This is a genomic window from Streptomyces sp. MBT65, from assembly GCF_016612545.1.
In the GTDB taxonomy this organism is placed as follows: domain Bacteria; phylum Actinomycetota; class Actinomycetes; order Streptomycetales; family Streptomycetaceae; genus Streptomyces.
Genome location: NZ_JAENRY010000089.1, coordinates 1 through 20,681 on the forward strand (window position 1 = coordinate 1; position 20,681 = coordinate 20,681).

Genomic DNA, 20,681 nt, shown 5'->3' on the forward strand with positions numbered 1-20,681 from the left:
CCCCCAAGACAAGGAGAGACCGCCTCATGCGGATCGCCCTCAGCCAGCTCACCACCGGCCCCGACCCCGAGAAGAACCTGCGCCTCGTCGAGGAGTGGACGCGCCGCGCCGCCGACGGCGGAGCCCGCGTCGTCGTCTTCCCCGAGGCGACGATGGCCTGCTTCGGCACACCCCTGGCCCCGCTCGCCCAGCCCCTCGACGGCCCGTGGGCCGACGGCGTCCGCGAGATCGCCCGGTCGACCGGCACGGTCGTCGTGACCGGCATGTTCACCCCGGCCGACCAGGGCCGGGTGGCCAACACCCTGCTGGCCACCGGCCCCGGCGTCGAGGAGTCGTACGACAAGATCCATCTCTACGACGCGTTCGGCTTCCGCGAGTCGGAGAGTGTCGCCCCGGGTTCCCGCCCCGCCGTGATCGACGTGGACGGTGTCCGGCTGGGGCTGGCCACCTGCTACGACGTCCGTTTCCCGGAGCTGTTCCGGGCGCATGCCGATGCCGGGGCGGTGGGTACGCTGCTGGCGGCCTCCTGGGGTGCCGGTCCCGGCAAGCTCGACCAGTGGGAGCTGCTGGTGCGGGCCCGCGCGCTGGACGCGACCGTCTGGGTCGCCGCCGTCGGCCAGGCCGATCCCGGCACCGGTCCCGGTCCGGTGCCGACCGGTATCGGGCACAGCCTGGTGGTGGGCCCCGACGGGACCGTACGGGCCGCCCTCGGCGCCGATCCGGAGCTGCTGGTGACCGATCTGGACGTCGACGAGGTCGGCGCGGTCCGCGAGAAGACGTCCGTGCTGGCGAACCGGCGGCCGGAGGTGTGGCGATGAGCGGGCCCGAGCTGGAGTTCCACCACCCCGACGGCCCCTGGGCCGCCCCGGCCGGCGCCGGACCCGGCGTCGAGGAGTGCGTCCTGGCCGAGGACCCCGAGAGCGGCCGGCGCACCGCGCTCGTCCGGTGGGCGCCGGGCACGGACTCCTCGGCGGCGGGCGTGGCCCTGCACGACGTATGGGAGGAGGTGTATCTCGTCGAGGGGGCGATGCACGACCTGACACTGGACCGCACCTTCACGGCGGGCATGTACGCGTGCCGTCCGCCGGGCATGCCGCACGGGCCGTGGATCTCGCCGGACGGGGTGACGATGCTGGTGATCACCTATCCCTGAAGCATGACATCAACTGCCCCTGACACATGGGGAGTTCAGCCGTCGAGCAGCACCTTGAGGGTCGATTCCAGGTGGTGGTCGATGGCCGCGCACGCGGCCTGCGCGTCACCGGCGGCGAGGGCGTCCACGATGGCCTCGTGCTCGTCGAGCACCGCCTGCTGCCGGCCCTGCCGGTTGAAGACGGCGACCACTCCGGCGCGGACCTGGCGGCTGCGCAGGCCGTCGTAGTGCCGGTCCAGCAGGGTGTTGCCGACGGCCGAGACCAGGGACGCGTGGAAGCGGTGGTCGACGGCGATGAACTCGTGGGTCTCCTCGGCGCCGGTGAGCGCGCGCTGCCGTTCCAGCAGCGCGCGCAGTTCCTCCAGGGGCACCCGGTCGGCCGCGACGAGCCGCTCGGCCGCGTACCGCTCGGCCATGCCGCGCAGCTCCATCAGCTCCCGGACCTCGCGCCCGGTCAGGGGGGCCACGCGGGCGCCGCGCTTGGGCACGAGTTCGACCAGGTCCTCGGCGGCGAGCATCAGCAGCGCCTCGCGGATGGGCGTGCGCGAGACACCGATACGATCGGCGAGCTCCTGCTCCGACAGGAACGCCCCCTGCATCGCGGGGTCCGTCAGCACCGTGTCCTTGAGATACGCGTAGGCCTTCTCCCGACCGGACGCCACGGCAACCCCCAGACCTCGCACAGACATCGCATACAGTTTGTATACCGACGCTACCACGGGCCCTCCCGCCCCACACCGGGCCGCCGTGCGCGCCGGTCTGCGGATAGAGTTCGACGGACTGGACTCCGATCAGAGCCCTTTGAAGTAACGGCCCGGCGCACGGCACACGGCCACACCGGGCAGAGGGTGCAATACACCGAAAGTGACAAATTGACCATGAGCAACGTCTACTTCGACATCACCATCGACGGCGCCCCCGCGGGCCGGATCGTCTTCAACCTCTTCGACGATGTCGTCCCGAAGACCGCCCGGAACTTCCGCGAGCTGGCCACCGGGCAGAACGGCTACGGCTACGCGGGCTCGGGCTTCCACCGTGTCATCCCGCAGTTCATGCTCCAGGGCGGCGACTTCACGAACCACAACGGCACCGGTGGCAAGAGCATCTACGGCGAGAAGTTCGCGGACGAGAACTTCACCCTGAAGCACGACCGCCCGTACCTGCTGTCGATGGCGAACGCCGGCCGCAACACCAACGGCTCGCAGTTCTTCGTCACCACCGTCGTCACCTCGTGGCTCGACGGCAAGCACGTCGTCTTCGGCGAGGCCGTCGAGGGCCAGGAGATCATCGACAAGATCGAGTCCCTGGGCTCCCAGTCGGGCGCCACCAAGGCCAAGATCGAGATCGCGGCGTCCGGCGTCGTCGAGAGCTGAGCCACGCTTCCCACACGGGCCCCGGGGACGATGCTTCGTCGCCGGGGCCCGCGGCATGTCCAGGGCCCGGCCGCTCCCTCACGGTTGCCGCACCACACAGCGCATGAAGTCCGTGTTCAGGCCCGTCGTGCGGCGGGGTGACGAGGGCAGTCCGCGCTCTTCGACGCCGGGCGGCGGAGTGGAGTCGAGGGAGCTGAGCGCGTGCGCCACGGTGACGGTCCGCGGAGCGTCGGCCAGGGCGACGCCGACAGTCCGGCCGGTGGCGCACACAGCGGCGATGTCGTCCGAGCCCCCGTACGCCCCGGCCCACTGGGTGAAGTCGACCGCGAGCGGGGCGCGCTCCGCAGGTCGGCGACGGCTTCGGGGACGGGGTGGTGCCGTGAACGACGGCGCGGTGCCTGATGCCGGCGACCGCAAATCCCGCCGCCGTCACGTAGTCCTTGATCTCCACCGCGAGTTCCTTCCTGGAGATCATGCGACCGCCGCCGGGGATGAGCAGCACGAGCGGCGTGGGTTCGCTTCCGGATGCCCTGCGTGATCTGAGGCTCGGCCCGAGGCCTACGACCAAGCTGGTGCCGACGTCGCTCGCGGCAGGCGACTTGGTGACGGCGGCTCATCTCCCGGGACCAGGTGCCGAGACGGGTGTTGAACCAGATCCGGCGCGACGGCCGCTGACGGCTCCTCCGTGCACGCTCGCAGTCAGGGGCGTGAAGTGGTGAAGGGGGCGCGCGACCCGTCGGCGCGCTCCTGCTGGTTGGCGAAAAGGGAACGGTGACCGCTCTCCGGTTCGTCCTCGCACAGGGGGGTGGGCACCTTGGGGAACGGGGCGCTTGGCATCGGGCCTGACGGTCTGGACGAGAACGTCGATCGTGCGCGTGAAAGGGCAGACGCGGGCAGGCGCCGTCGCAGGGCTCAGGTCGGGCTCGCCGCCATGCCTGTCGTGGTGGCTCTCGCGTTCATTTTGTTCCTGCACGCCAACGGTTTGGGACTGCCCTGGTCCGCACTGGCCGGCGCGGTGTTGGCAGCCCTGTGGGCGGTCGGCTTCCTCCTGGTCATGCGCGTCCGTGCTCAGCCCTGGTACGACGGGCCCGACCCGGCGAGGCGGGCTGCCCTCGTGTGGGCCCTGGCCCCGGGAGCGACGGCTTGGCTGCTGTGCCTGACGGTATGGGATCTCGCGGAGAGCCCGGCCGTACTGATCGGCTTGGTCATGGGGACCGCTTGCGCGCTCTCCTACCTGCGATCCGTCACGCCGGCCGCGCAGCAGATCCAGATGCGGCACACATTGGTGCTGCCCACCGGGACACGGCACGCCAAGGCGATGACCAAAGCCTGCGTGGCCGCGGCCGAGGACCCCCGGACCCCGCGCCGCGAACGGCACTTCGCGCGACTCAACTACGTCCATGCCCAACTCGCCCTGTCCTACCGCGCGGGAGACCGGCACCAGCAGGACGCCGACCGCGTGGTGCGCCAGGAGATCGACGCGCTCCGTGGCGACAGGGAGTTCTGGCCCCTGCTGGGATTCGAACTCTTCGAGGTCTTCGAGGCGTACGCGGCGCTCCACGCGGACCGCGACGGCTTCGAAGCGGCGCTCGCCTTTCTGGAGCACTGCGGTGCCGGTCTTCCCCCGGTGGAGGCCGCGGCCGCCGCGGTCCGCGGCGATCACGCGATGGAACTGGCCCAGGACGAGGCCGAACGGGCCGTCAGACCCGGGCTTCCGCTCCCCGGCACACCCGCGGCCCCTGACACCCGCCGGTCGGAAGCGCTGTGCGTGGACGACGCGGTGCGCCACTACAGGCACGCGTTGGACCTGACCGACGAAGACGCCCCCGTGCACACCACCCGCGTCATCCAGCACGTCCGCGCGGACTGCCGCTCCGCGGTGCTCCACTTCCGACTCGGCGACGTCGGCCCAGCATCCACCCGCAGAACTCTCGACACAGCCGTCACCCGTCTCACCGTCCTGCTTCCGGACCGCCGCCACGGCCCGAAGGCCCGTCCACGCGACCTGCCCGTCCGGCGGATGAGCCTCGCGCACGTGCTGTGGGAACGGGCGTCCTGGGGCATGGGCAGTGACCAGATGACGGTGAACGCGGCGATCGACGATCTGTCCGGTGCCCGAGATCAACTCCATCAGGTGCTCGCGGACAGAGACGCCGAGGACCATCGCCTCGCCGCCCTCGCCCATCTGGCGCGCGTACTGGAAGCGCTGCAGCACCTGGGGCACAGGGAGGCCGCATGAGATTCAGGCCCCGGCGCCGACCGCCCGCCACAGCCGAGGAAGCCCGACGCGCCGCCAAGGACGAGGCGAACTCCTGGGCGGCCGCCGCGCCAGGGCGTGGAGCGCTCCATGAGGACGCCTCCCGCGATCTGGCCGGCATGGACGTTCACACCGCGGCCGACGCGTCATGGAGCATGCTGATCGGCACGGCCCGTGCCTTCGATGCCCGGGTCCGCTGGACGTCGCGGGACAACCTCCTGACCGCAGAGGAAGGGCTCGCCGCCGAGACAGCCTGGTACCAGTACCGTGCCGGGCGCCTGTGGGAAGCGGCGCAGGCGTTGGAATGCGGTCGGGCCCTGCTGCTGGGGCGGCTCGTCGGCGGGATCGGTGCCGTCGCGGTCCGACAACTGCGGACCCTTCACCAGGAGGCGCTGCTCGGCGACTATCTGTCCGCGCAGGGAGTTCTGACCGCCGTGCTGCGGAGCCAAGGACATCACGACGTACCGCCCGCCCCAACGCCGGTCACACTGAACGGCCACTCCTTCTCCGTCCGGACGGGCGACCCCCTGGCCGACGCCCATGCCGATCTGCAGCACCTCGAAGCTCGCGTGGCGCATGTCCTCGGTACCACCGGAACCGCCTCGAGACCGGGCATGATCGCATCGCCCCAGTTCTTGTCGACCGCCGCTCTGCGCCACGGGCCTCTGGTCTATGTGGCCGCGGCCCGGACGAGCGGCCTCGCCGTGACGGTGGCTCCGGGACGACAGCCCGTGGCCGTGGAGCTACCGGCACTCACCCGTGCGGAGACCGGGCGCCTCACCGCCGCGGTACGCGAGACCACGTCGAGTCGACTCCTCCCGCGGATCCTGGTTCCCACCCTGGACCTGCTCGCTGAGTCCTTTGGCGCGTGGCCTCGCCCGCCGGGCACGTACGAAGGCACACTCAACGTGATCGGCGCCGGACCGATGGCCTTGCTTCCGCTCGGAGCCGGCCTGCGGGAAGCCCTTGGGCCGAGCACTCGAGCCGGGCACGCGGCCGCGGTCCGTCACGCACCCAGCGCACGCGTGCTGCTGCATGCTCGACAGACGGCCGAGGAAACGGTGGTGCCCGGTCGTGTACTGATCGCCGCCGTTCCTGTGGCTGCCGCCTTCCGGGGGAGGACCATGCGGCGGCTGAAGAGGGCGGACGCTCAAGCCGAAGCGCTCACTCGGCTCTACCCTGGCGGACAGGTACTCCCCGTGGCACGCACCACAAGCGACGTCCTGCGGCAGCTCCCGCATGTCGGCACACTGCACTTTCACTGTCACGGGCACGCCGACAGCACCGACCCGATGGACAGCGCGCTTCTCTTGGCCGACCGTGCGTTGACCGTACGGGATGTCCTAGCGGCCGACGGATTGCGTGGGCGGCTGGTGGTCCTGGGCGCCTGCGAAGGCGCTGCCGTCTCCTCACACCTGCCCGACGAAGCACTCGGATTCCCCGGCGTGCTCCTCCAGGCCGGAGCCCGCTGCGTCGTGGCATCCCTGTGGAAGACCCGGGAAGACGCGGCAACCCTCCTCCTGTACCGCTTCCACCTCGAACTCCTCCACAACGAACGGACACCACCGCGCGCGCTGGCCGCCGCCCAGGACTGGCTGCGCACGTCCACCGCCGAGGAACTGTCCGCGGCGGGTTCCCGGTTCGGGATCCCTCAGGACATACCGCTCCGGTTCTCGTCCCCGGAGAACTGGGCGGGGTGGACCTGCTCGGCCGGCTGAAGGTCGAGCGGGCAGGCCCGGACAGGCCGTCCGCGCAGGGCGGAAGACGACTCGAACGCTCCGAGAAAGGCGATGCAGATGGGAAAGCCCGTCGTGGAAGTCGAACTTGACGGCCTGGACGAGGGGGCGGTCAAGGAGGCCGTGGGCCTCATCACGGAGCTGGGCGGCGAACCGCGGTCCTACGACGGTGACATGACGTCGATGGCAGAGGTGCTCGCCCTCGTCGTCCTCGTCGTCACACCGCTGAAGCCGTTCCTCGACGGCATGTTGCAGCGGGCGGGCGAAGGGGTGATGGAGCGCCTGCTGGCCCTCCTGCCCGGCATCGCGTCCCCGGATCCGTCGCAGTCCGCAGCCACGCCGCTCCCGACGGACGTCAAGGGCGTCCTGGACGGCGAGCGCGGTCACGTGTTCCTGTTCCGTGAAGGCGCCCCGCCCCGCACAGCCCTCGCAGAAGCTCTGCGCGCCCTTGCGGAACTCGACAGCACGGCCCTGCCGGACAACACCCAGTGGTTCTGGGACACGCCCCTGGGCCGGTGGGCGGCATTGCCGCCCGCACCACCGACCACCGGTTCGTGACCACGAACAGTGCCGAATGAGCGATCCCCGTCAGAGCGACCCGGAAAAAACCGGAAAACCTAAGAATCGCCAAATGCGTTCACCTGACGGCTCGTCGGCTGTTAGGCTCCCAGAATTCGCCGACTGGGCAGATTCCCGTATCACTGACGTGACGATCTCAGTGATGTTGCGGATGAGGGGATGCAGTTCCGATCAACAGCACAGCCATGGCTGTTGCTTCGTTGACCGACAATTGGGGTGGGGGCCCGAAAGTCATGTGTCGTACATGATCTGCGCGGCGAACAGCGGGACTTGAGCGAAACCGCCGACACGAACAGAGCGGAACGCGCACCGGTATGCCCGTTCCGGAATCCGGCCTGCTCGAACAGGCCGCCCATTCGACGAAGAGGCGCAGGAACGAGGAAGAAAAAGAGGTGTCATGCGGATTCTTGCCACCGCTACTCAACAGAGCGCAACGTGGGAAAGCGAAAGTCCCTGGATATCTCTTTTAGGGGTCTGGACCGAGAAGCAGATGGGGCACGGTGAGGACGCCGAGCCGCTCTTCCTCCACCATCGGTCCAGCAGTTCCGGGCTGTTGGGTGTCTTCGACGGGCTCGGCGGATCCGGCGGTCGGCTCGTCGGCCGGACCCAGGACGGCGAGGAGCGGACCAGTGCCTGGACAGCCTCCCGCTGTGCTCGCGCGGCGAGCGAGGAATGGTTCCTGTACTCCACCGAGCACAACGTGCCACGGAGCCCGGAGAGTTACCGGGAGAGCCTGATCGGAGGGCTCCGCCGGGTGGCGGGCCTCCGGCGCAGCAAGGTCAACAACAAACTGCGGCGCGAACTGCCCACGACTGCCGCCGTACTCGACTACCGGGTGGCTGCGGACCGGGTGAGCTGGCAGTGTCTGTGGGCCGGTGACTCACGGTGTTTTCTGCTCGTGCCCGACGAGGGTCTGCAGCAACTCAGCCGCGACGACGCCGAATCCGCGGACGCGCTGGTCCTGCTGCACCAGGATCCGCCGATGACGAATGTGGTCTCCGCGGACGGCGTCTTCCGGATCAACGGCGCGTGGGGCGAGTCCCCGTTGCCGGCGATACTGCTGTGCGCCACGGACGGGTTCTTCGGCTACCTGGAGACCCCCGCGCTGTTCGAACATGTCCTGTTGGACACCATGGCCAGGGCCGACACCCTGACGGCCTGGGCGTCACTGTTGACCGCCGCGGTGGCCTCGTACACAGGGGATGACGCCACGCTCGCCCTGGCGGCCTTCGGATTCGACGACTACGCCGCGATCCGTGACCGCTTCGCGGCCCGGGCGACGACGGTCCAGCGGGAACACCACGACCCTCTCAGCGGCCTGACGGAGCGAGCCGACATCACGGCCACGCGACTGCGGCTGTGGGAGCTCTACCGATCCGGCTACGAGCGGCGGATGCCGCAGGGCCAGGAAGGCCAGCGATGAAGCAGGGACAGTTCCTGCGGGACTATCTCATCGTCACCAAGCCGACCAACGACCACGCGGGCAACTGCCTGTGGGCCTTCGCGGAACGCGATGGCCATGAGTACTTCGTCAAGCAGTTCCTGGACCCCAAACGTCCGCGCCCGGAGTCGATGGGCAGCGCCGACAGCAAGCGGCGGTTGGAGAAGGTGTGCGTGGAGTTCGAGAAGCGCCACGAGTCCGTCATCGAGCGCATCGACCCCGCCGCACTGGACGCGGGCAATCTGGTCACCGCCGTCGACTTCTTCTGCGAAGGGACGACGTACTACAAGGTGACCGAGCGCGTCCACGCGGTCGAGCTGCCGCCGACGTCCGGCCTCGACGCCCTCCAGCGCAAGGTCCTCCTGCGCACACTCGGCGACAGTCTCCAACTTCTCCACGGCCTGGGCATCGTGCATGGCGACCTGAAGCCCACCAACGTCCTGGTCGAGGCCCGGCCGGGCCCCCTCTACATCGCCAAGGTGATCGACTACGACGACGCCTACCTGTCCGGGAATCCACCTGAGCAGGGAGTGATCGGCGGAGACGTCATCTACGGCGCTCCGGAGTGGGTCCGGTACAACAAGAAGGACGATCCCACGGTCCGGGGAGCCGATCTGACCACGGCGGCGGACATGTTCGCCCTGGGGCTGATGACACACGAGTACCTCACCGGGGCGAGGCCCGGACATCCGCTGATCTCCGCGGGTGCGGCGGTCAACGCGGGTGAGGCCCTGACGCTGGACGGGCGACTGCACGAGCGGGTCGCCGAACTGATCTCGGCGCTCACCGCCCGCGACCCCGCTGCCCGGCCGACCGCCGCACACTTCCTGGACGTGGTCGGGGACCAGTCCCTGCTGGAGCTCGGCCCGGTCACCGCCCCGAGGCGGACGTCCCGGCTCTTCACCGCCGGCCCTGACACTCGTTCAACCGCTCCGGGCAGCAGGGCTGCGGAGGCCGACGGGCGTACGGACGCTTCCACCGGCCGCCGTACCCGGCTGCGCTTCGGCGGCTCGGCGGGCAGCGCCGCACCGGGTGCGCCGGCGGGGACGGACGGCACCGCATCCGGCACGCCCCGCCCGTCGAGGCCGACCCCGCCCTCGGGGGCCGCGTCACCGGAACCGGACGCGCCCCGACGGTCGCGGCTGCGGATCCACCTCGACAACAAGTCCGGTGACTGACGCCCTCCCGGCACCCGAACACGGCTCCGCATCCCGGAAGGAAACAAGGCCATGGAAAAAATGGACAACCAGTACGCCGGCAACCTCGAATACGCGGTGGACATCGTGATGTGCATCGATGCCACCGGAAGCATGGGATCGACACTCCAGCAGGTGAAGGAGAACGCACTGTCCTTCCACAAACGGCTGAATGAGGAGATGGCCCAAAAAGGCAAGGTCATCAGCCATCTCAGGATCAAGGTCATCGCTTTCCGAGACTTCGGCGACCGGGCGGACGACGCGATCCAGCAGACGGATTTCCTGCTCCTCCCCGGCCAGCAGACGGAGTTCGAGACCTTCGTCAAAGGACTGCGGGCCACCGGAGGCGGCGACGCTCCGGAATCGGGACTCGAAGCACTGGCACTCGCGCTCCAGTCCCCCTGGGAAAAGGGCCTCGACCGGCAACGCCATGTCGTCGTCGTCTTCACCGACGCGCCCGCCCATCCACTCGGTGATCCGCGGCAGACCAGCGCTTCGACCTATCCGGCCTCCGTGCCTCGTTCCATCGACGACCTCTATGAGCAGTGGGGCCATTCGGCCAGCCAGTCGGCGCTCATGGACAACTCCGCCAAGCGACTGCTGGTCTTCGCGCCCGAAACACCCCCGTGGACGAACATCGGGGACGACTGGAACCAGTCGATCTTCTTTCCCTCCAGGGCGGGAGAAGGGCTGGAGGAATACGAGATGACGGAGATCATCAACAGCATCGCGAACAGCATCGGCTGAGGGGATGACGGACAAAGCGCACGGTCGCTCCGGCGGATTCTTCCGCCGGAGCGGCGGCGGGGCGAAACACGGTCCGACCCGAGCCGACCCATCGGGCCGGCCGGAAGGCTGGTACCCCGACCCGCACTACCGTCGCCGCTATTGGACCGGACGTGACTGGACCGGTCAGACCACCTACGATCCGCTTCCGCAGGAGTGCGCGAGCGTACGGGGATGGCACGGGACGGTCTGCTGGACCGCTGACAGGTTGCTGATCGACTGGGACCGCGAACATCGGATCGAGATGCCGCTCTCCGCCTGGATCAGAGGCAGCGTGTCGCCGGTGGCCCGGCCCAGCGGCCCGTCCCTGCTCAGACTGACCATGGTGCTCAACCCCAGGCGGAGCGGGGATCCGTCGATCGCCGACGCGGAGCACCTTCAGGTGTCGCTCGTGTTCAACCAGAACCAGGGGACGGAACTGGACGCGTTTCTGCGCGCCATGCGAGAGCGAGAGGACCCGGACCGTCCGCCGTCCCCTCCGGACCTGGGCCACGAGCCCCTGGTCGACACGGCTTCGGCCCCGGCACCTCCCGCCGAACCCCCGCGCTCCGAGGTGGCCGTGGGACACACGGAGGCGCCCGAGGCGCCCGAGGCGGTGGGGAACGGCGACGAGCGCGCCGCCTCGCAGTCGGCGCCGCCCGCGGTCTTCATCCAGCCGCTCGCTTTCGTCGCCGTTCCCGACAACGACGAGTGGACGAGTTTCCGCCCGTTGCCGGCCACGGAGTCACTGATCAACTTCATGACGGCTCCGGCCACCGACAGCGGGAACGTACCGCTCTGATCGCCCGGCACCCGGCGAGAACGCCCCCACCACGCGGGGCGCCGACAACCCGACACTCCAGGGAGGGACAGGGACGATGAACTGGCAGTGCTCTCAGTGCAGCACCATGAACTCACCCGCCTCCACCCACTGCCGCAACTGCTCCGCCGAGGCGACCTCCACCACGGAACCACCGCCGACGACACGCTTCCGCCGCACGACACCCACAGACCACAGGCGCACCGCAAGGCACGAACCAGAAACCCCGGCACCCCCGCCTTCCCGCACGCGGAGAAGCGACTTCCCGGACGGCACCGGCGGCTACACCCGCACGGAGAGAACGACGACCGAAGGAGTTCTCCCGGTACCGCGTTCCACCACCGTCGGCCCGTCCTTCCTTCCCGCGCCGCCTCCGGAGGCCGACGCGGAGTGGCCGCCGTACCTGCCCGGTCCGGATGCGCTTCCGGCGCGTAAGTCCTGGTGGCGGCCGATGACTTGGACGGTTTTGGGGGCACTGGTCGTGGCAGGTGCGGCCTTCTTCGGCTACGGCGCCGTGAAGGGTCCGACGTCCGCCTCACCGGACGCGGGCGCCGCGACGCCGTGTCCGGAGGCCGTGGTGTCGGCGATCGGCGCACCGGGCACCGGCGCGAGTCTCCTCGCCGCCTATCGGTCGGACAGGTTTCTCGTCACTCTCTGCCGAACCACGGCCGGGGAGACGTACTACCACGGAGCGAGACGTGGACAACCGGAAAGCCCGAAGACATCGATCACTCTGCCGGCCACGAAGGAGGGTTCGTCGTGGGTCGCCCACAACGACTCCTATGCCTACCGCGTGGACTCCGACCGTCTCACCGTCCTCAAGGGAGAGGTGGTGCAGTACACCGATGTCCTCGAACCGCTCGGATGACCGCTCCCTGGTCCGGCCGTCGTGGAGGGCCGACCGGTGATCGGCGCCGGGCTGCTCATCGCGGCCGCCTTGATGGTGGCGGCGCTGTACCTGGTCGCGGTCCGTAGACGCGCGAGGGCCGTACCGACCACGGCCGCGGAGACCGATCACGCGCTGAACGTACTCGCCGCCGAGGTGCGGGCGATGTGGCAGAAGGAGTCCGTGCCGCGCGGGGTGGAGAGGAAACCGACGCAACCGCGGCTGCTGGACACCCAGTGGTCCGCCGTCTCACGGAACCTGGCGGACTCCTCGGCGCCTCAATTCATGGGAAGCACCGCGGACATGAGCGGCCTGTCCTCGGCGTTCCGTGAGATGGACGCTCAGCGCCTGGTCGTCATCGGGCCGGCGGGCTCGGGCAAGAGCATGCTGCTCGTCCTGCTGCTGCTGGAACTGTGCGCGCATCACACCCCGAGCTCCCCGGTCCCGGTGATCTTCTCCATGAGCTCCTACGACCCGCACCGGCACGATCTGACCGACTGGCTGACCGAGCGGCTGACCTCCGACTACGGCGTGGGCCGACCGGCCCTCGTCCGGCTGCTGTTGGAGCAGGGCCGCGTTCTGCCTCTCCTGGACGGACTGGACGAGATCCCCGGCCGTCACCGGGTCGCGGCCCTGGACCGGATCCGCGGCACGTTCCACGAGGGCCGGCCGGTGGTGGTGGCCTGTCGGACCTCGGAGTACGAGCAGGCGCTGCGGTCCGGACCGGTGCTCGACGGAGCGGCGGTCACCGAGGCCAGGCCCCTCGCCTTCCGGCATGTGCTGACCTATCTGCGCCGCAGTTTGGAGCAGGGGCCCTACCACGCAGACTGGGAGCGGCTCTTCGACCAGATGGACCACGGCTGGGGAGTCCTGGAGGACGAGATCGCCGAAGCGGCGGACTCCGGAGTGGTCACCGAGTGGACATGGTCGACTCTCGTGGCGGGCTCCTCACCACACGAGGCCGGGACTGCCCGGGGCGCACTGTGGGCCCGGTGGTCCGCCCAAGTGACCGCCGTCGGCGCTCCGGGCGGTGCCGACGAGGTGTCGCCGCGGCTCCTGGCGGCGCTCGGTGACGCGCTCACCTCGCCGCTGATGGCCGTCCTGTTCACCGACCTCTTCCGCTACGCGGTCGCCGAGGACGACAAGATGTTCCGAAGACTGGCGGCCTCCCGGCCCGAGGACATCAAGAGGGCCATTCTCGACGCCGCGGTGCACATGATGTTCCACCGCCGCCTCCCGGCCGGCCCCTGGTCCGAGGCCAAGCGCTATCTCGTCTTCCTCGCCCGGCACCTGTCCGCGACGGACCGTACGGACCTGGCCTGGTGGGAGTTGAGCAAGGCGATCCCGCCCTGGTGCTATGGCATCCTGCTGGCACTGTTGCTGGGCACGGCCGGCGGCCTGACCACCACGTTCGCCGTGAACGGGCGGACCGGGATCGAGGCCGCGGCCGAGCTCACCTTCAGCGGCTTCGTCACCGGGACGCTGCTCTCATGGCTGGGGCCCGACCGGACCGCGTCCCTGCTGGACCGTGAGGCGGCGGGCACCCCGAGGTTCAGCCGGCTCTCCACCGCTCTGGCGGTCGGGGTGCCGATGACTCTGGCGACCGCACTGCCGCTGGTGCCCGTCAACGGCCCGGCCGCCGCCCTGCTCGCGGGCGGGCTCCTCGGGGTGCTGTTCGGAGGGGTGGCCGGACTGCTCGGCGCGGGCGGTCCGGTACGCGGGCCGCGCTGGCTGCGCCGAGGCACGGGCTTCTGGATCCGGATCCGGGGCGGCGCTACGACGGGGGCGCTCGCCGGAGCCGCCCTCGGCCTGCTGTTCTGGGTAGCCCTGCTGGCCCTCACCGCCCGCGGCTCCGCCAACTGGTCGCGGGTGCACACCCCGCTCTACGGATTCAGCTCGGCCCTGCTGGGACTTCTCATCGGTCTGGGGCTGGGCGGTCTGTCCGGTGTCCTCGGCTGGATGCAGGCTCCCGCCCCCGCCGACGATCCCACCTCACCGCGGTCACTGCTCGCCGGCGACCGGCGGCTGGTCATCGGCTGGGGACTGGTGGTGGCGGTGCTCCCGGCGGCCTTGATGGTCGTGGCCATGCCCGCCTCGACCGTGGTCGAGGGTGTCGTCCTGGTCGGCGTCATGGCCCTCTGGGTGCCCATCGCCGTACGGACCTGGCCGCGTTATGTCATCGCCCGGCTGCTGCTGGCGGTACGGGGCGAGCTGCCATGGCGGTTGATCCCCTTCCTCGTCCACGCCCATGGCGTCTCCGCGCTGCGCCAGGTGGGCGGGATCTACCAGTTCCGGCACAAGGATCTGCAGGAACATCTGAGCAAGGAGGGCGTGCGGACCGGGGCCCCGTAGGCGCGGGTCGCCCTCGGACCGCCCTGCCGTGATCACGCCTGGGTCCGGAACAGGAAGGCGTCGAGGGCGTTCATCGCCGCGTCGAGGGTCAGGCCGACGATCTCGGTGGCGTCCCGCAGGGGCGGGCCGGGGAACGCCTCCCGTCCCGGCGCTTCTCCGTAGTGCTCGACGAACCGGTCGGTCTCCGCCCCGCTCATCCCCATCGACCTGGCCAGCAACCGGAAGGGAGCGGCCAGCGCGGCACGTACGGCCGTCGCGCCGGGCTCCGCCACCGCGTCGGCGAGCGCCGACGAGCAGCGCAGCAGCGCCAGACCACCGCCGTCGACCGTGCCGGAGCGCAGCGCCGCCTGTGCCGCACGGGCGGCACGGCCCGCCGCCTCGGTGCGCCCGGGGAGGTCGGCCGGGGAGTCCGCTCCGATCGACAGGCACACCGCCTGCGCGGACAGCCAGGACAGCATCTCGTCGAGCGGGGTGTGTCGCGAGGGAGCGGCCTGCTGCCGCTTCTCCGTGGTGGAGGCGATCCAGCGGGCGATCGCGGCGGGCTTGCCCTCGCCTCCCGCCAGCACGGTCTCCGTGGCCGAGACGGTCGCCGAGCGGGCCCGGCCCAGGAGTTCGACGCCGGCGGTCTCCGGGTGCAGTCCGGAACCGGAGGTCAGGAGGGTGGCTCCGGTGAGTACCGCGAGCGCCCGCAGCCGGTGCCGGCCGCCGGGTCCCTCGGCCACCTGGATCACCGGCGGTGTGGGCCCGTCGGTGTTTTCCCTCAAGGCGCGCATGAGCCCCGTGTCGTGCGCACTGGTGGCAATCAGCAGATCCCGTCCCTCGGCCCGGACCCGCGACAGCAGCCGGAGCAGCCGTGCGTCACCCACCGGGTCGTCGAGCAGCAGGACGTAGGGCCGGACCAGCCGGGCGGTGCCGGACCAGTGATCGGTCACCGCGTGGGGGGACGCGTATCCGACGGGTATGCGCAGTCCCTGGGTCAGGGTGGTCTCCACGTCGCGGGAGTCGCCGGGCCCGCACACCAGGACTCCCCGCGGGCCGGCCAGCACGGCCGCCGCCGTGACCTTCTCGGCGAGCTCGTGGTCCGGTGTCGCGGAGGCGGCGACGATCCGCGGATCCGTGCACGGTTCGGAACTCCGGGCGAGACGGGCGCGGATGCGGGCCATCGCCGTGTCGGCCTCCCGGGCGACCTGCGCCGGGCTCGCTCCGAGCGCGCAACGACGATCGGCCTCGGCGATCAGGGCCGCGGCCAGTACGGCGGCGGTGGCCGCGCCGTCGCCCGCCCGGCTGTCCGTCGTCCGGGCGGCTTCCGCCACGAGGTCCGCACCAGCCGTGTGGCGATGATCGGACACGACGTACCGCTCCACCACCTGACGAACTGTCACGAGGCGGACCGGAGCCCCGTCCTCACCGGGCAGTGTCACGGCCGACGCCCGTGGGCCGAGCAGCGCGCCGATCACGTCGGCCATCGCGACGGCGCCTTGCGCGACAGCACCGTGGAGACTGCCCGAGGCGTGCGGCGCGGAGGGCGGAACCGGGGGTCTCGGCGGGGAACTCAGCGCCGCGTGGAGTACGGCTCGCACGGCCCGGGCGATGAGGAAGACGGGTATCGCCTGGTTCTCACCGGGCCCGAAGCGGCGATACCGGTCGGGGAACGACTGGTGCATGGCCACCAGGTGTCCCCGGGGATCGGTCACCGCGCCGCCCGACGCGCCTCTCTGTGTGTTCCCCCGGTAGCGGACGCGCCCCGCGGCCTCGTCGAGCCGGGCCCCGCCGGCCATGCAGTACTTCTGCTTCTGGCCCGACGGGTACTGGAAGATGTACAGCGGATCACCGCGGAAGTCGTACCGGCCGGGGTCGAGCAGGTCGTAGTGGCCCCGTGACATGCCTTCGTGGCCATGGGTGCCGGCCGTGCAAAGGGGGGTTCCGGCCAGCCGGACGAGGGCGAAGTCGAGGTGCTTGGCCGGGTCGTACGCGATGGCGGTGCCGAGGCCCAGACCCCGCTCGCCGGGCGCCGGCGGGCTGTACTGGAGCAGTTGGTCCAGCGATACCCGGACACCGGTCTCGTGCAGACTGCCCGGTGATCCCTCCACATAGTCGAAGACCGCCGTCATCCCGGTGAGGTCCGGTGTCCCGCCGCCCGACGTGATCAGGGTGTGCCCGGTGGTGAGCAGCACGTCCGGACCCACCAGGAAACCGCTCGCCACGGGATGCCCGTCGCGTTCGAGCATCGCGCTCCGGCATTCGCCGTCGGCGAGAGCCTGCCCGAGTGCCTTCGGCGAGTCCAACCCCGCCCGCGGATCGGTCATGGCCTCGAGCGCCGATGCGAAGACCGGCGCGCGGGCGGATTCCTCGGACGTCATCGGCGGCCGGGATCAGGAGGCGTGGCGGCTGATGAGTCGTTTGACGGCGGCGGCCCCGACGGCCCGGTTGCGCACTCCTGTCTTGCCGTCGAAGTGCAGGGCCAGCGCCTTGCCCGTGTCCAGGTCGATGACGGCGGACCCCGAGTTGCCGCCGAGAGTCGTGGCGTCGTGGTGCACCAGGCCCTGCGGCTCGACCGCGGTGACCTGACCGGCCGCGAGCCGCTTGCAGTCGTAGATCCCGTCGAAGATGCGCTGCCGGTCCGCCCGATCGGCACGGCTGTCGTTGCCCGGGTATCCGACGACCGCGACCCATCGGCCGACATCGCTGCCCTTGAACTCGGTGTCGTCCAGGAGCCCGAGGACGGCGGGCTGTGCCTCGCCGTCCTCACCGGTCTCGGAGATGCGCAGCAGGGCCACGTCGAGCAGCGAGGCGTCCGGCTCGATCCACAGCACCTCGGTCACCCGGAAGCGGGACTCCTCGGGCTGCAGGTACTCGCAGCGCCAGTCGATCAGCGCGTGTGTGCGCCGCCCGGAGATCGAGCGGAAGGCGAACGCGTCGCCCTGCGCGGTGGCGAACTCCTGGGCCACGTGGCGGTTGGTGACGACCAGTCCTGGGCCCGCCAGCCATCCGGTACCGGCCCAGTCGAGTCTGTGGTTGCGCAGCTCCAGCCGGCCGACACCGGGAACGCACCGCTCGATCGGGGCCCGGCCCTTCGCCAGGACCCGGCCGATCTCCTCGCTCTCGGGGAAACCGTCCGGTGAGACGCGGAACGTCCCGCGCTGCACAAGGTGTACCGGTCGGGTGAAGCGAAGAATGATCGCCTCGAGCCCGCTGTCGTCCCCCTGCCAACTGCCTTCCACCATCCGGTCCGTGGCCTCGGACGCCTGGTCGACGGCCGGGACGCCGTCCAGCCCCTCCAGCCCGCCGGCCTCCTCGACCGCCGCCCGGATCTCGTCGAACCGGTCGAGGAATTCGGTCCTGAGCTTCTCGTCCGAGAACACCTGCCGGTAGTCCATTGCCCGCCCCCTGGCCACGATGGGCTACGACGATCGCACAGATCGGCACGCGTGGGGCCGAGTTGTGGCTTTTCCCGCGCTACGTCATGGAGTGGACATGGAGTGCGGCCGGTCGTCCGGATCCGGTCCGCGACCACCTGCGCCCGGCCCCGCGACGCCCTCACCGCGCCCGGGACCGACCAGCCCCGTCTCGTACGCCACGACGACCGCCTGCGCCCGGTCCCGCAGGGAGAGCTTGGCGAGGATGTGGGAGACGTGGGTCTTCACCGTGGCCTCGGAGAGGTGGAGCGCGGTGGCCAGTTCGGCGTTGCTCAGGCCTTGGGCGAGCAGCCGCAGGACGTCCAGTTCGCGAGGGGTGAGGGCGGCCAGGTCGCGGTGGAGGGAGGCCGTCTCCGGGGTCCGGTGGGCGAAGCGTTCGACCAGGCGGCGGGTGATGGCCGGGGCGAGCAGCGCGTCACCGGCGCGGACCGTGCGGACGGCGGCGACGAGGTGCTCCGGCGTGACGTCCTTGAGGAGGAACCCGCTGGCTCCGGCGGCCAGCGCCGCGTAGACGTAGTGATCGAGGTCGAACGTGGTCAGCATGACCACGCGCGGGGCGTCCCCGGCACCCGCCAGGATGCGCCGGGTCGCCTCCAGGCCGTCCATGTCGGGCATCCGGATGTCCATCAGCACCACGTCGGGCCGGGTGCGCCGGACCGCGTCGACCGCTTCGGCGCCGTCGGTGGCCTCGGCGACCACCTCGATGCCGTGGGCGTCGAGGATCAGCCGGAAGCCGGTGCGCACGAGTGCCTGGTCGTCGGCGACCACGACGCGCGGGGCGCGGTTCACGCGTCCTCCAGGGGGATCAGGGCCCGCACCCGGTAGCCGCCGAGCGGGCGCGGGCCGGTGCGCAGGGTGCCGCCGTAGACGGCGAGGCGTTCGCGCAGGCCGATCAGTCCGCGGCCGTTGCCGGTGGCCGCGGCGGGACCGGGTCGGCCGCCGGTGTCGGTGACCTCGACGTGGAGCGCGTCGGCGCCGTACGACACCTGGACGCGCGCGTCGGCTCCGGACGCGTGCTTGACGGTGTTGGTCAGGGCTTCCTGGACCACACGGTAGGCGGCCAGTTCGATGCCGGCGGGGAGGGGGCGGGGAGCTCCGGAGACGGTCAGTTCGACCGGCACGCCCGCGCCGCGCATCCGGCCGATCAGCGCCTCCAGGCGCGCGAGCCCCGGTTGCGGAGCGAGGTCGTGCGGCTCGGCGGGATCCGGGTCCAGGTCCGTGGTGAGCAGGCCCATCACATCGCGCAGCTCCCCCATCGCGGCCCGGCCGCCCGCCTCGACGGCGAGGAGCGCCTCGCGCGCCCGCTCCGGGGAACGCTCCATGATCGTGCGGGCGGCGCCGGCCTGGATCAGCATCACGCTGACATTGTGTGTGACGACATCGTGCAACTCCCGTGCTATCCGGGCGCGTTCGTGTTCCACGGCCCGATGCAGCTCCTCCGCCCGGGCGCTCTGCACCGCGGTGAGCCGGGTGCGGGTCTCGGCGGCCCGGAGCTTCCAGGTGCGCAGTCCGATGGCGGCCACGACGATCGGCACCGAGATGAACAGGGGGACGTACTGGGTGGGCACGGTCGGGGCGACGTAGACGTACGGGTCGGGCGGGCCGACCCGGCCGGATCTGCTGATGACGGCGACCGCGACGGCGAGGCCGGTCAGGGTCGGCAGGCGGTGGGGACTGTAGGCCGCCGCGCTGTAGGCGGCGATGACGCAGGCGTAGAAGGTGAGCCGGGCGACGTCGTCCGGGGTCAGCGCGGTCGCGGCCGTCACGATCCACAGGACGGCGAGGGGGTAGCGGCGCCGCCACGCGAGCGAGGCCGAGGCCAGGCACACCACGATCACGAGGTCGGTCATGCGGTACCGGTGGGCCTCGTCGTAGCCGTCGCCCCACGCGTACTGCACCGACACGGAGGTGAGGACGAGCGCGAGCGCGGCGTCGACGAGCCGCTGTTGCCTTGTGGGGCGCGGCAGTTGACCACCAGGACGCAGCAGCGCGCCGACCGCACGACGCAGCCGGACCGGCCGGGCCTCGACTTCCTCTCCCACCGTCACCGGCCCATTCTCTCGGGCACCGACCGCGCCCGGAATCCCTCCGACGGACGGGCCGCGTACATCCGTCGGCTACATCTCAGGGATGAGGCCGTGGGCCGTCGTCCGGCTTCGGTTCCCTGCTGCCGGGCGGCGCAACCTTCTCGCAACCTCGTGTGTGCTGCGATGGGTCATCGCATCCGGCTCCCTGGGACGGCTGACAGACATGGACGACACCACCCCGCGCGTCGAACTCACCCCCGCCGCGGCCGACCTGCTGCGTCAACTGCACGCACAGCACGGCCCGTTGATGTTCCACCAGTCCGGCGGCTGCTGCGACGGCAGCGCGCCCATGTGCTACCCGGAGGGCGAGTTCCGCACCGGCGGCTCGGACGTGCTGCTCGCCGAGCTGGCGGTCGAGGGCGTGCCGGAGCCCGTGACGTTCTGGATCTCGCGCAGCCAGTACGAGGTGTGGAGCCACACCCGCCTGATCGTGGACGTCGTAGCGGGTCGCGGCAGCGGTTTCTCGCTGGAAGCACCCGAGGGGGTGCGTTTTCTCACTCGTTCCCGTGTAGTCGGCGCCTAGCAGCCCCGCCGGTCATCGTCTTCTGATGCACTTCCCCTGATACCTGGGAGAGTTGACGACACATCAGGGGATTTTGTGACGCACCGTCAAAAGCCTT

20 protein-coding genes are annotated in these 20,681 nt (G+C 70.7%); 13 read left to right on the forward strand and 7 right to left on the reverse strand.

All coding sequences use genetic code 11. The features are described 5' to 3' along the window. Nucleotides 1-26: 26 nt before the first annotated feature. Together JHN63_RS21125 and JHN63_RS21130 are read left to right on the forward strand one after the other, a co-directional pair. Nucleotides 27-818, forward strand: coding sequence for a carbon-nitrogen hydrolase family protein (locus tag JHN63_RS21125; protein ID WP_200682676.1), 792 nt, complete (start codon nt 27-29; stop codon nt 816-818). Beyond that, nucleotides 815-1,153, forward strand: coding sequence for a cupin domain-containing protein (locus JHN63_RS21130; RefSeq protein WP_200682677.1), 339 nt, complete (start codon nt 815-817; stop codon nt 1,151-1,153). The genes JHN63_RS21125 and JHN63_RS21130 overlap by 4 nt, the downstream gene beginning before the upstream one ends. A 35-nt stretch (nt 1,154-1,188) precedes the next feature. Here the strand turns inward: JHN63_RS21130 and JHN63_RS21135 are convergent, their stop codons facing one another. Further along, nucleotides 1,189-1,815: a GntR family transcriptional regulator gene (locus JHN63_RS21135; protein ID WP_200682708.1), complete on the reverse strand. Its 627-nt coding sequence runs from the start codon at nt 1,813-1,815 to the stop codon at nt 1,189-1,191. 216 nt (nt 1,816-2,031) lie between these two features. On the opposite strand from JHN63_RS21135, the gene JHN63_RS21140 reads away from it, so the two are divergent. Next, nucleotides 2,032-2,526: a peptidylprolyl isomerase gene (locus JHN63_RS21140; RefSeq protein WP_200682678.1), complete on the forward strand. Its 495-nt coding sequence runs from the start codon at nt 2,032-2,034 to the stop codon at nt 2,524-2,526. 78 nt (nt 2,527-2,604) lie between these two features. Here JHN63_RS21140 and JHN63_RS21145 read toward each other — a convergent pair whose 3' ends face one another. After that, a complete protein-coding gene (locus JHN63_RS21145) occupies nt 2,605-2,943 on the reverse strand; it encodes a hypothetical protein (RefSeq protein WP_200682679.1) in 339 nt (112 codons plus the stop codon). Between the two features lie 282 nt (nt 2,944-3,225). Further along, nucleotides 3,226-3,363 carry a hypothetical protein gene (locus JHN63_RS21150; protein WP_200682680.1) on the reverse strand — a complete coding sequence of 46 codons (138 nt, stop codon included), beginning with the start codon at nt 3,361-3,363 and terminating at the stop codon, nt 3,226-3,228. Nucleotides 3,364-3,457: 94 nt separating this feature from the next. On the opposite strand from JHN63_RS21150, the gene JHN63_RS21155 reads away from it, so the two are divergent. From JHN63_RS21155 to JHN63_RS21195, 9 genes are all read left to right on the forward strand, one after another. After that, complete coding sequence (locus tag JHN63_RS21155) at nt 3,458-4,765, forward strand: hypothetical protein (RefSeq protein WP_200682681.1); 1,308 nt, start codon at nt 3,458-3,460, stop codon at nt 4,763-4,765. Beyond that, complete coding sequence (locus JHN63_RS21160) at nt 4,762-6,501, forward strand: CHAT domain-containing protein (RefSeq protein ID WP_200682682.1); 1,740 nt, start codon at nt 4,762-4,764, stop codon at nt 6,499-6,501. The genes JHN63_RS21155 and JHN63_RS21160 overlap by 4 nt, the downstream gene beginning before the upstream one ends. Nucleotides 6,502-6,579: 78 nt before the next feature. Next, a complete protein-coding gene (locus JHN63_RS21165) occupies nt 6,580-7,077 on the forward strand; it encodes a hypothetical protein (protein WP_200682683.1) in 498 nt (165 codons plus the stop codon). A gap of 511 nt (nt 7,078-7,588) precedes the next feature. Beyond that, on the forward strand, nt 7,589-8,521 hold the full coding sequence (locus JHN63_RS21170) for a serine/threonine protein phosphatase (protein ID WP_200682684.1): 933 nt from the start codon (nt 7,589-7,591) through the stop codon (nt 8,519-8,521). Beyond that, on the forward strand, nt 8,518-9,717 hold the full coding sequence (locus JHN63_RS21175) for a protein kinase (protein ID WP_200682685.1): 1,200 nt from the start codon (nt 8,518-8,520) through the stop codon (nt 9,715-9,717). The genes JHN63_RS21170 and JHN63_RS21175 overlap by 4 nt, the downstream gene beginning before the upstream one ends. Nucleotides 9,718-9,777: 60 nt before the next feature. Further along, nucleotides 9,778-10,482, forward strand: a complete 705-nt coding sequence (locus tag JHN63_RS21180) for a vWA domain-containing protein (protein ID WP_234477474.1) — start codon at nt 9,778-9,780, stop codon at nt 10,480-10,482. 247 nt (nt 10,483-10,729) lie between these two features. Continuing rightward, nucleotides 10,730-11,302: a hypothetical protein gene (locus JHN63_RS21185; protein ID WP_234477475.1), complete on the forward strand. Its 573-nt coding sequence runs from the start codon at nt 10,730-10,732 to the stop codon at nt 11,300-11,302. Between the two features lie 469 nt (nt 11,303-11,771). After that, nucleotides 11,772-12,188: a hypothetical protein gene (locus JHN63_RS21190; protein WP_200682688.1), complete on the forward strand. Its 417-nt coding sequence runs from the start codon at nt 11,772-11,774 to the stop codon at nt 12,186-12,188. A 36-nt stretch (nt 12,189-12,224) separates the two neighbouring features. After that, nucleotides 12,225-14,558 carry an NACHT domain-containing protein gene (locus JHN63_RS21195; protein ID WP_200682689.1) on the forward strand — a complete coding sequence of 778 codons (2,334 nt, stop codon included), beginning with the start codon at nt 12,225-12,227 and terminating at the stop codon, nt 14,556-14,558. A gap of 32 nt (nt 14,559-14,590) precedes the next feature. Here the strand turns inward: JHN63_RS21195 and JHN63_RS21200 are convergent, their stop codons facing one another. The 4 genes from JHN63_RS21200 to JHN63_RS21215 all read right to left on the reverse strand — a co-directional run bounded on the left by JHN63_RS21200 (nt 14,591) and on the right by JHN63_RS21215 (nt 20,022). After that, a complete protein-coding gene (locus JHN63_RS21200; RefSeq protein ID WP_200682690.1) occupies nt 14,591-16,918 on the reverse strand; it encodes a TCP-1/cpn60 chaperonin family protein in 2,328 nt (775 codons plus the stop codon). Nucleotides 16,919-16,930: 12 nt separating this feature from the next. Then, a complete protein-coding gene (locus tag JHN63_RS21205; protein WP_200682691.1) occupies nt 16,931-17,935 on the reverse strand; it encodes a serine protease in 1,005 nt (334 codons plus the stop codon). Nucleotides 17,936-18,019: 84 nt separating this feature from the next. Beyond that, nucleotides 18,020-18,763 (reverse strand): response regulator transcription factor, encoded by a 744-nt coding sequence (locus JHN63_RS21210; RefSeq protein ID WP_307781940.1) that lies wholly within the window; start codon nt 18,761-18,763, stop codon nt 18,020-18,022. Then, nucleotides 18,760-20,022: a sensor histidine kinase gene (locus JHN63_RS21215; protein WP_200682692.1), complete on the reverse strand. Its 1,263-nt coding sequence runs from the start codon at nt 20,020-20,022 to the stop codon at nt 18,760-18,762. Before JHN63_RS21215 ends, JHN63_RS21210 begins: the two co-directional genes overlap by 4 nt. A 202-nt stretch (nt 20,023-20,224) precedes the next feature. Here JHN63_RS21215 and JHN63_RS21220 point away from each other — a divergent pair, with 202 nt between their 5' ends. After that, nucleotides 20,225-20,584, forward strand: a complete 360-nt coding sequence (locus JHN63_RS21220) for a DUF779 domain-containing protein (protein WP_200682693.1) — start codon at nt 20,225-20,227, stop codon at nt 20,582-20,584. The last annotated feature ends 97 nt before the right edge of the window (nt 20,585-20,681 follow it).

Coding starts and splice junctions, on each gene's coding strand:
- JHN63_RS21130 (WP_200682677.1), top strand. CDS start 815: ATGAGCGGGCCCGAGCTGGAGTTCCACCACCCCGACGGCCCCTGGGCC.
- JHN63_RS21205 (WP_200682691.1), bottom strand. CDS start 17,935: ATGGACTACCGGCAGGTGTTCTCGGACGAGAAGCTCAGGACCGAATTC.
- JHN63_RS21155 (WP_200682681.1), top strand. CDS start 3,458: ATGCCTGTCGTGGTGGCTCTCGCGTTCATTTTGTTCCTGCACGCCAAC.
- JHN63_RS21220 (WP_200682693.1), top strand. CDS start 20,225: ATGGACGACACCACCCCGCGCGTCGAACTCACCCCCGCCGCGGCCGAC.
- JHN63_RS21165 (WP_200682683.1), top strand. CDS start 6,580: ATGGGAAAGCCCGTCGTGGAAGTCGAACTTGACGGCCTGGACGAGGGG.
- JHN63_RS21200 (WP_200682690.1), bottom strand. CDS start 16,918: ATGACGTCCGAGGAATCCGCCCGCGCGCCGGTCTTCGCATCGGCGCTC.
- JHN63_RS21170 (WP_200682684.1), top strand. CDS start 7,589: ATGGGGCACGGTGAGGACGCCGAGCCGCTCTTCCTCCACCATCGGTCC.
- JHN63_RS21180 (WP_234477474.1), top strand. CDS start 9,778: ATGGACAACCAGTACGCCGGCAACCTCGAATACGCGGTGGACATCGTG.
- JHN63_RS21160 (WP_200682682.1), top strand. CDS start 4,762: ATGAGATTCAGGCCCCGGCGCCGACCGCCCGCCACAGCCGAGGAAGCC.
- JHN63_RS21140 (WP_200682678.1), top strand. CDS start 2,032: ATGAGCAACGTCTACTTCGACATCACCATCGACGGCGCCCCCGCGGGC.
- JHN63_RS21125 (WP_200682676.1), top strand. CDS start 27: ATGCGGATCGCCCTCAGCCAGCTCACCACCGGCCCCGACCCCGAGAAG.
- JHN63_RS21190 (WP_200682688.1), top strand. CDS start 11,772: ATGACTTGGACGGTTTTGGGGGCACTGGTCGTGGCAGGTGCGGCCTTC.
- JHN63_RS21150 (WP_200682680.1), bottom strand. CDS start 3,363: ATGCCAAGCGCCCCGTTCCCCAAGGTGCCCACCCCCCTGTGCGAGGAC.
- JHN63_RS21175 (WP_200682685.1), top strand. CDS start 8,518: ATGAAGCAGGGACAGTTCCTGCGGGACTATCTCATCGTCACCAAGCCG.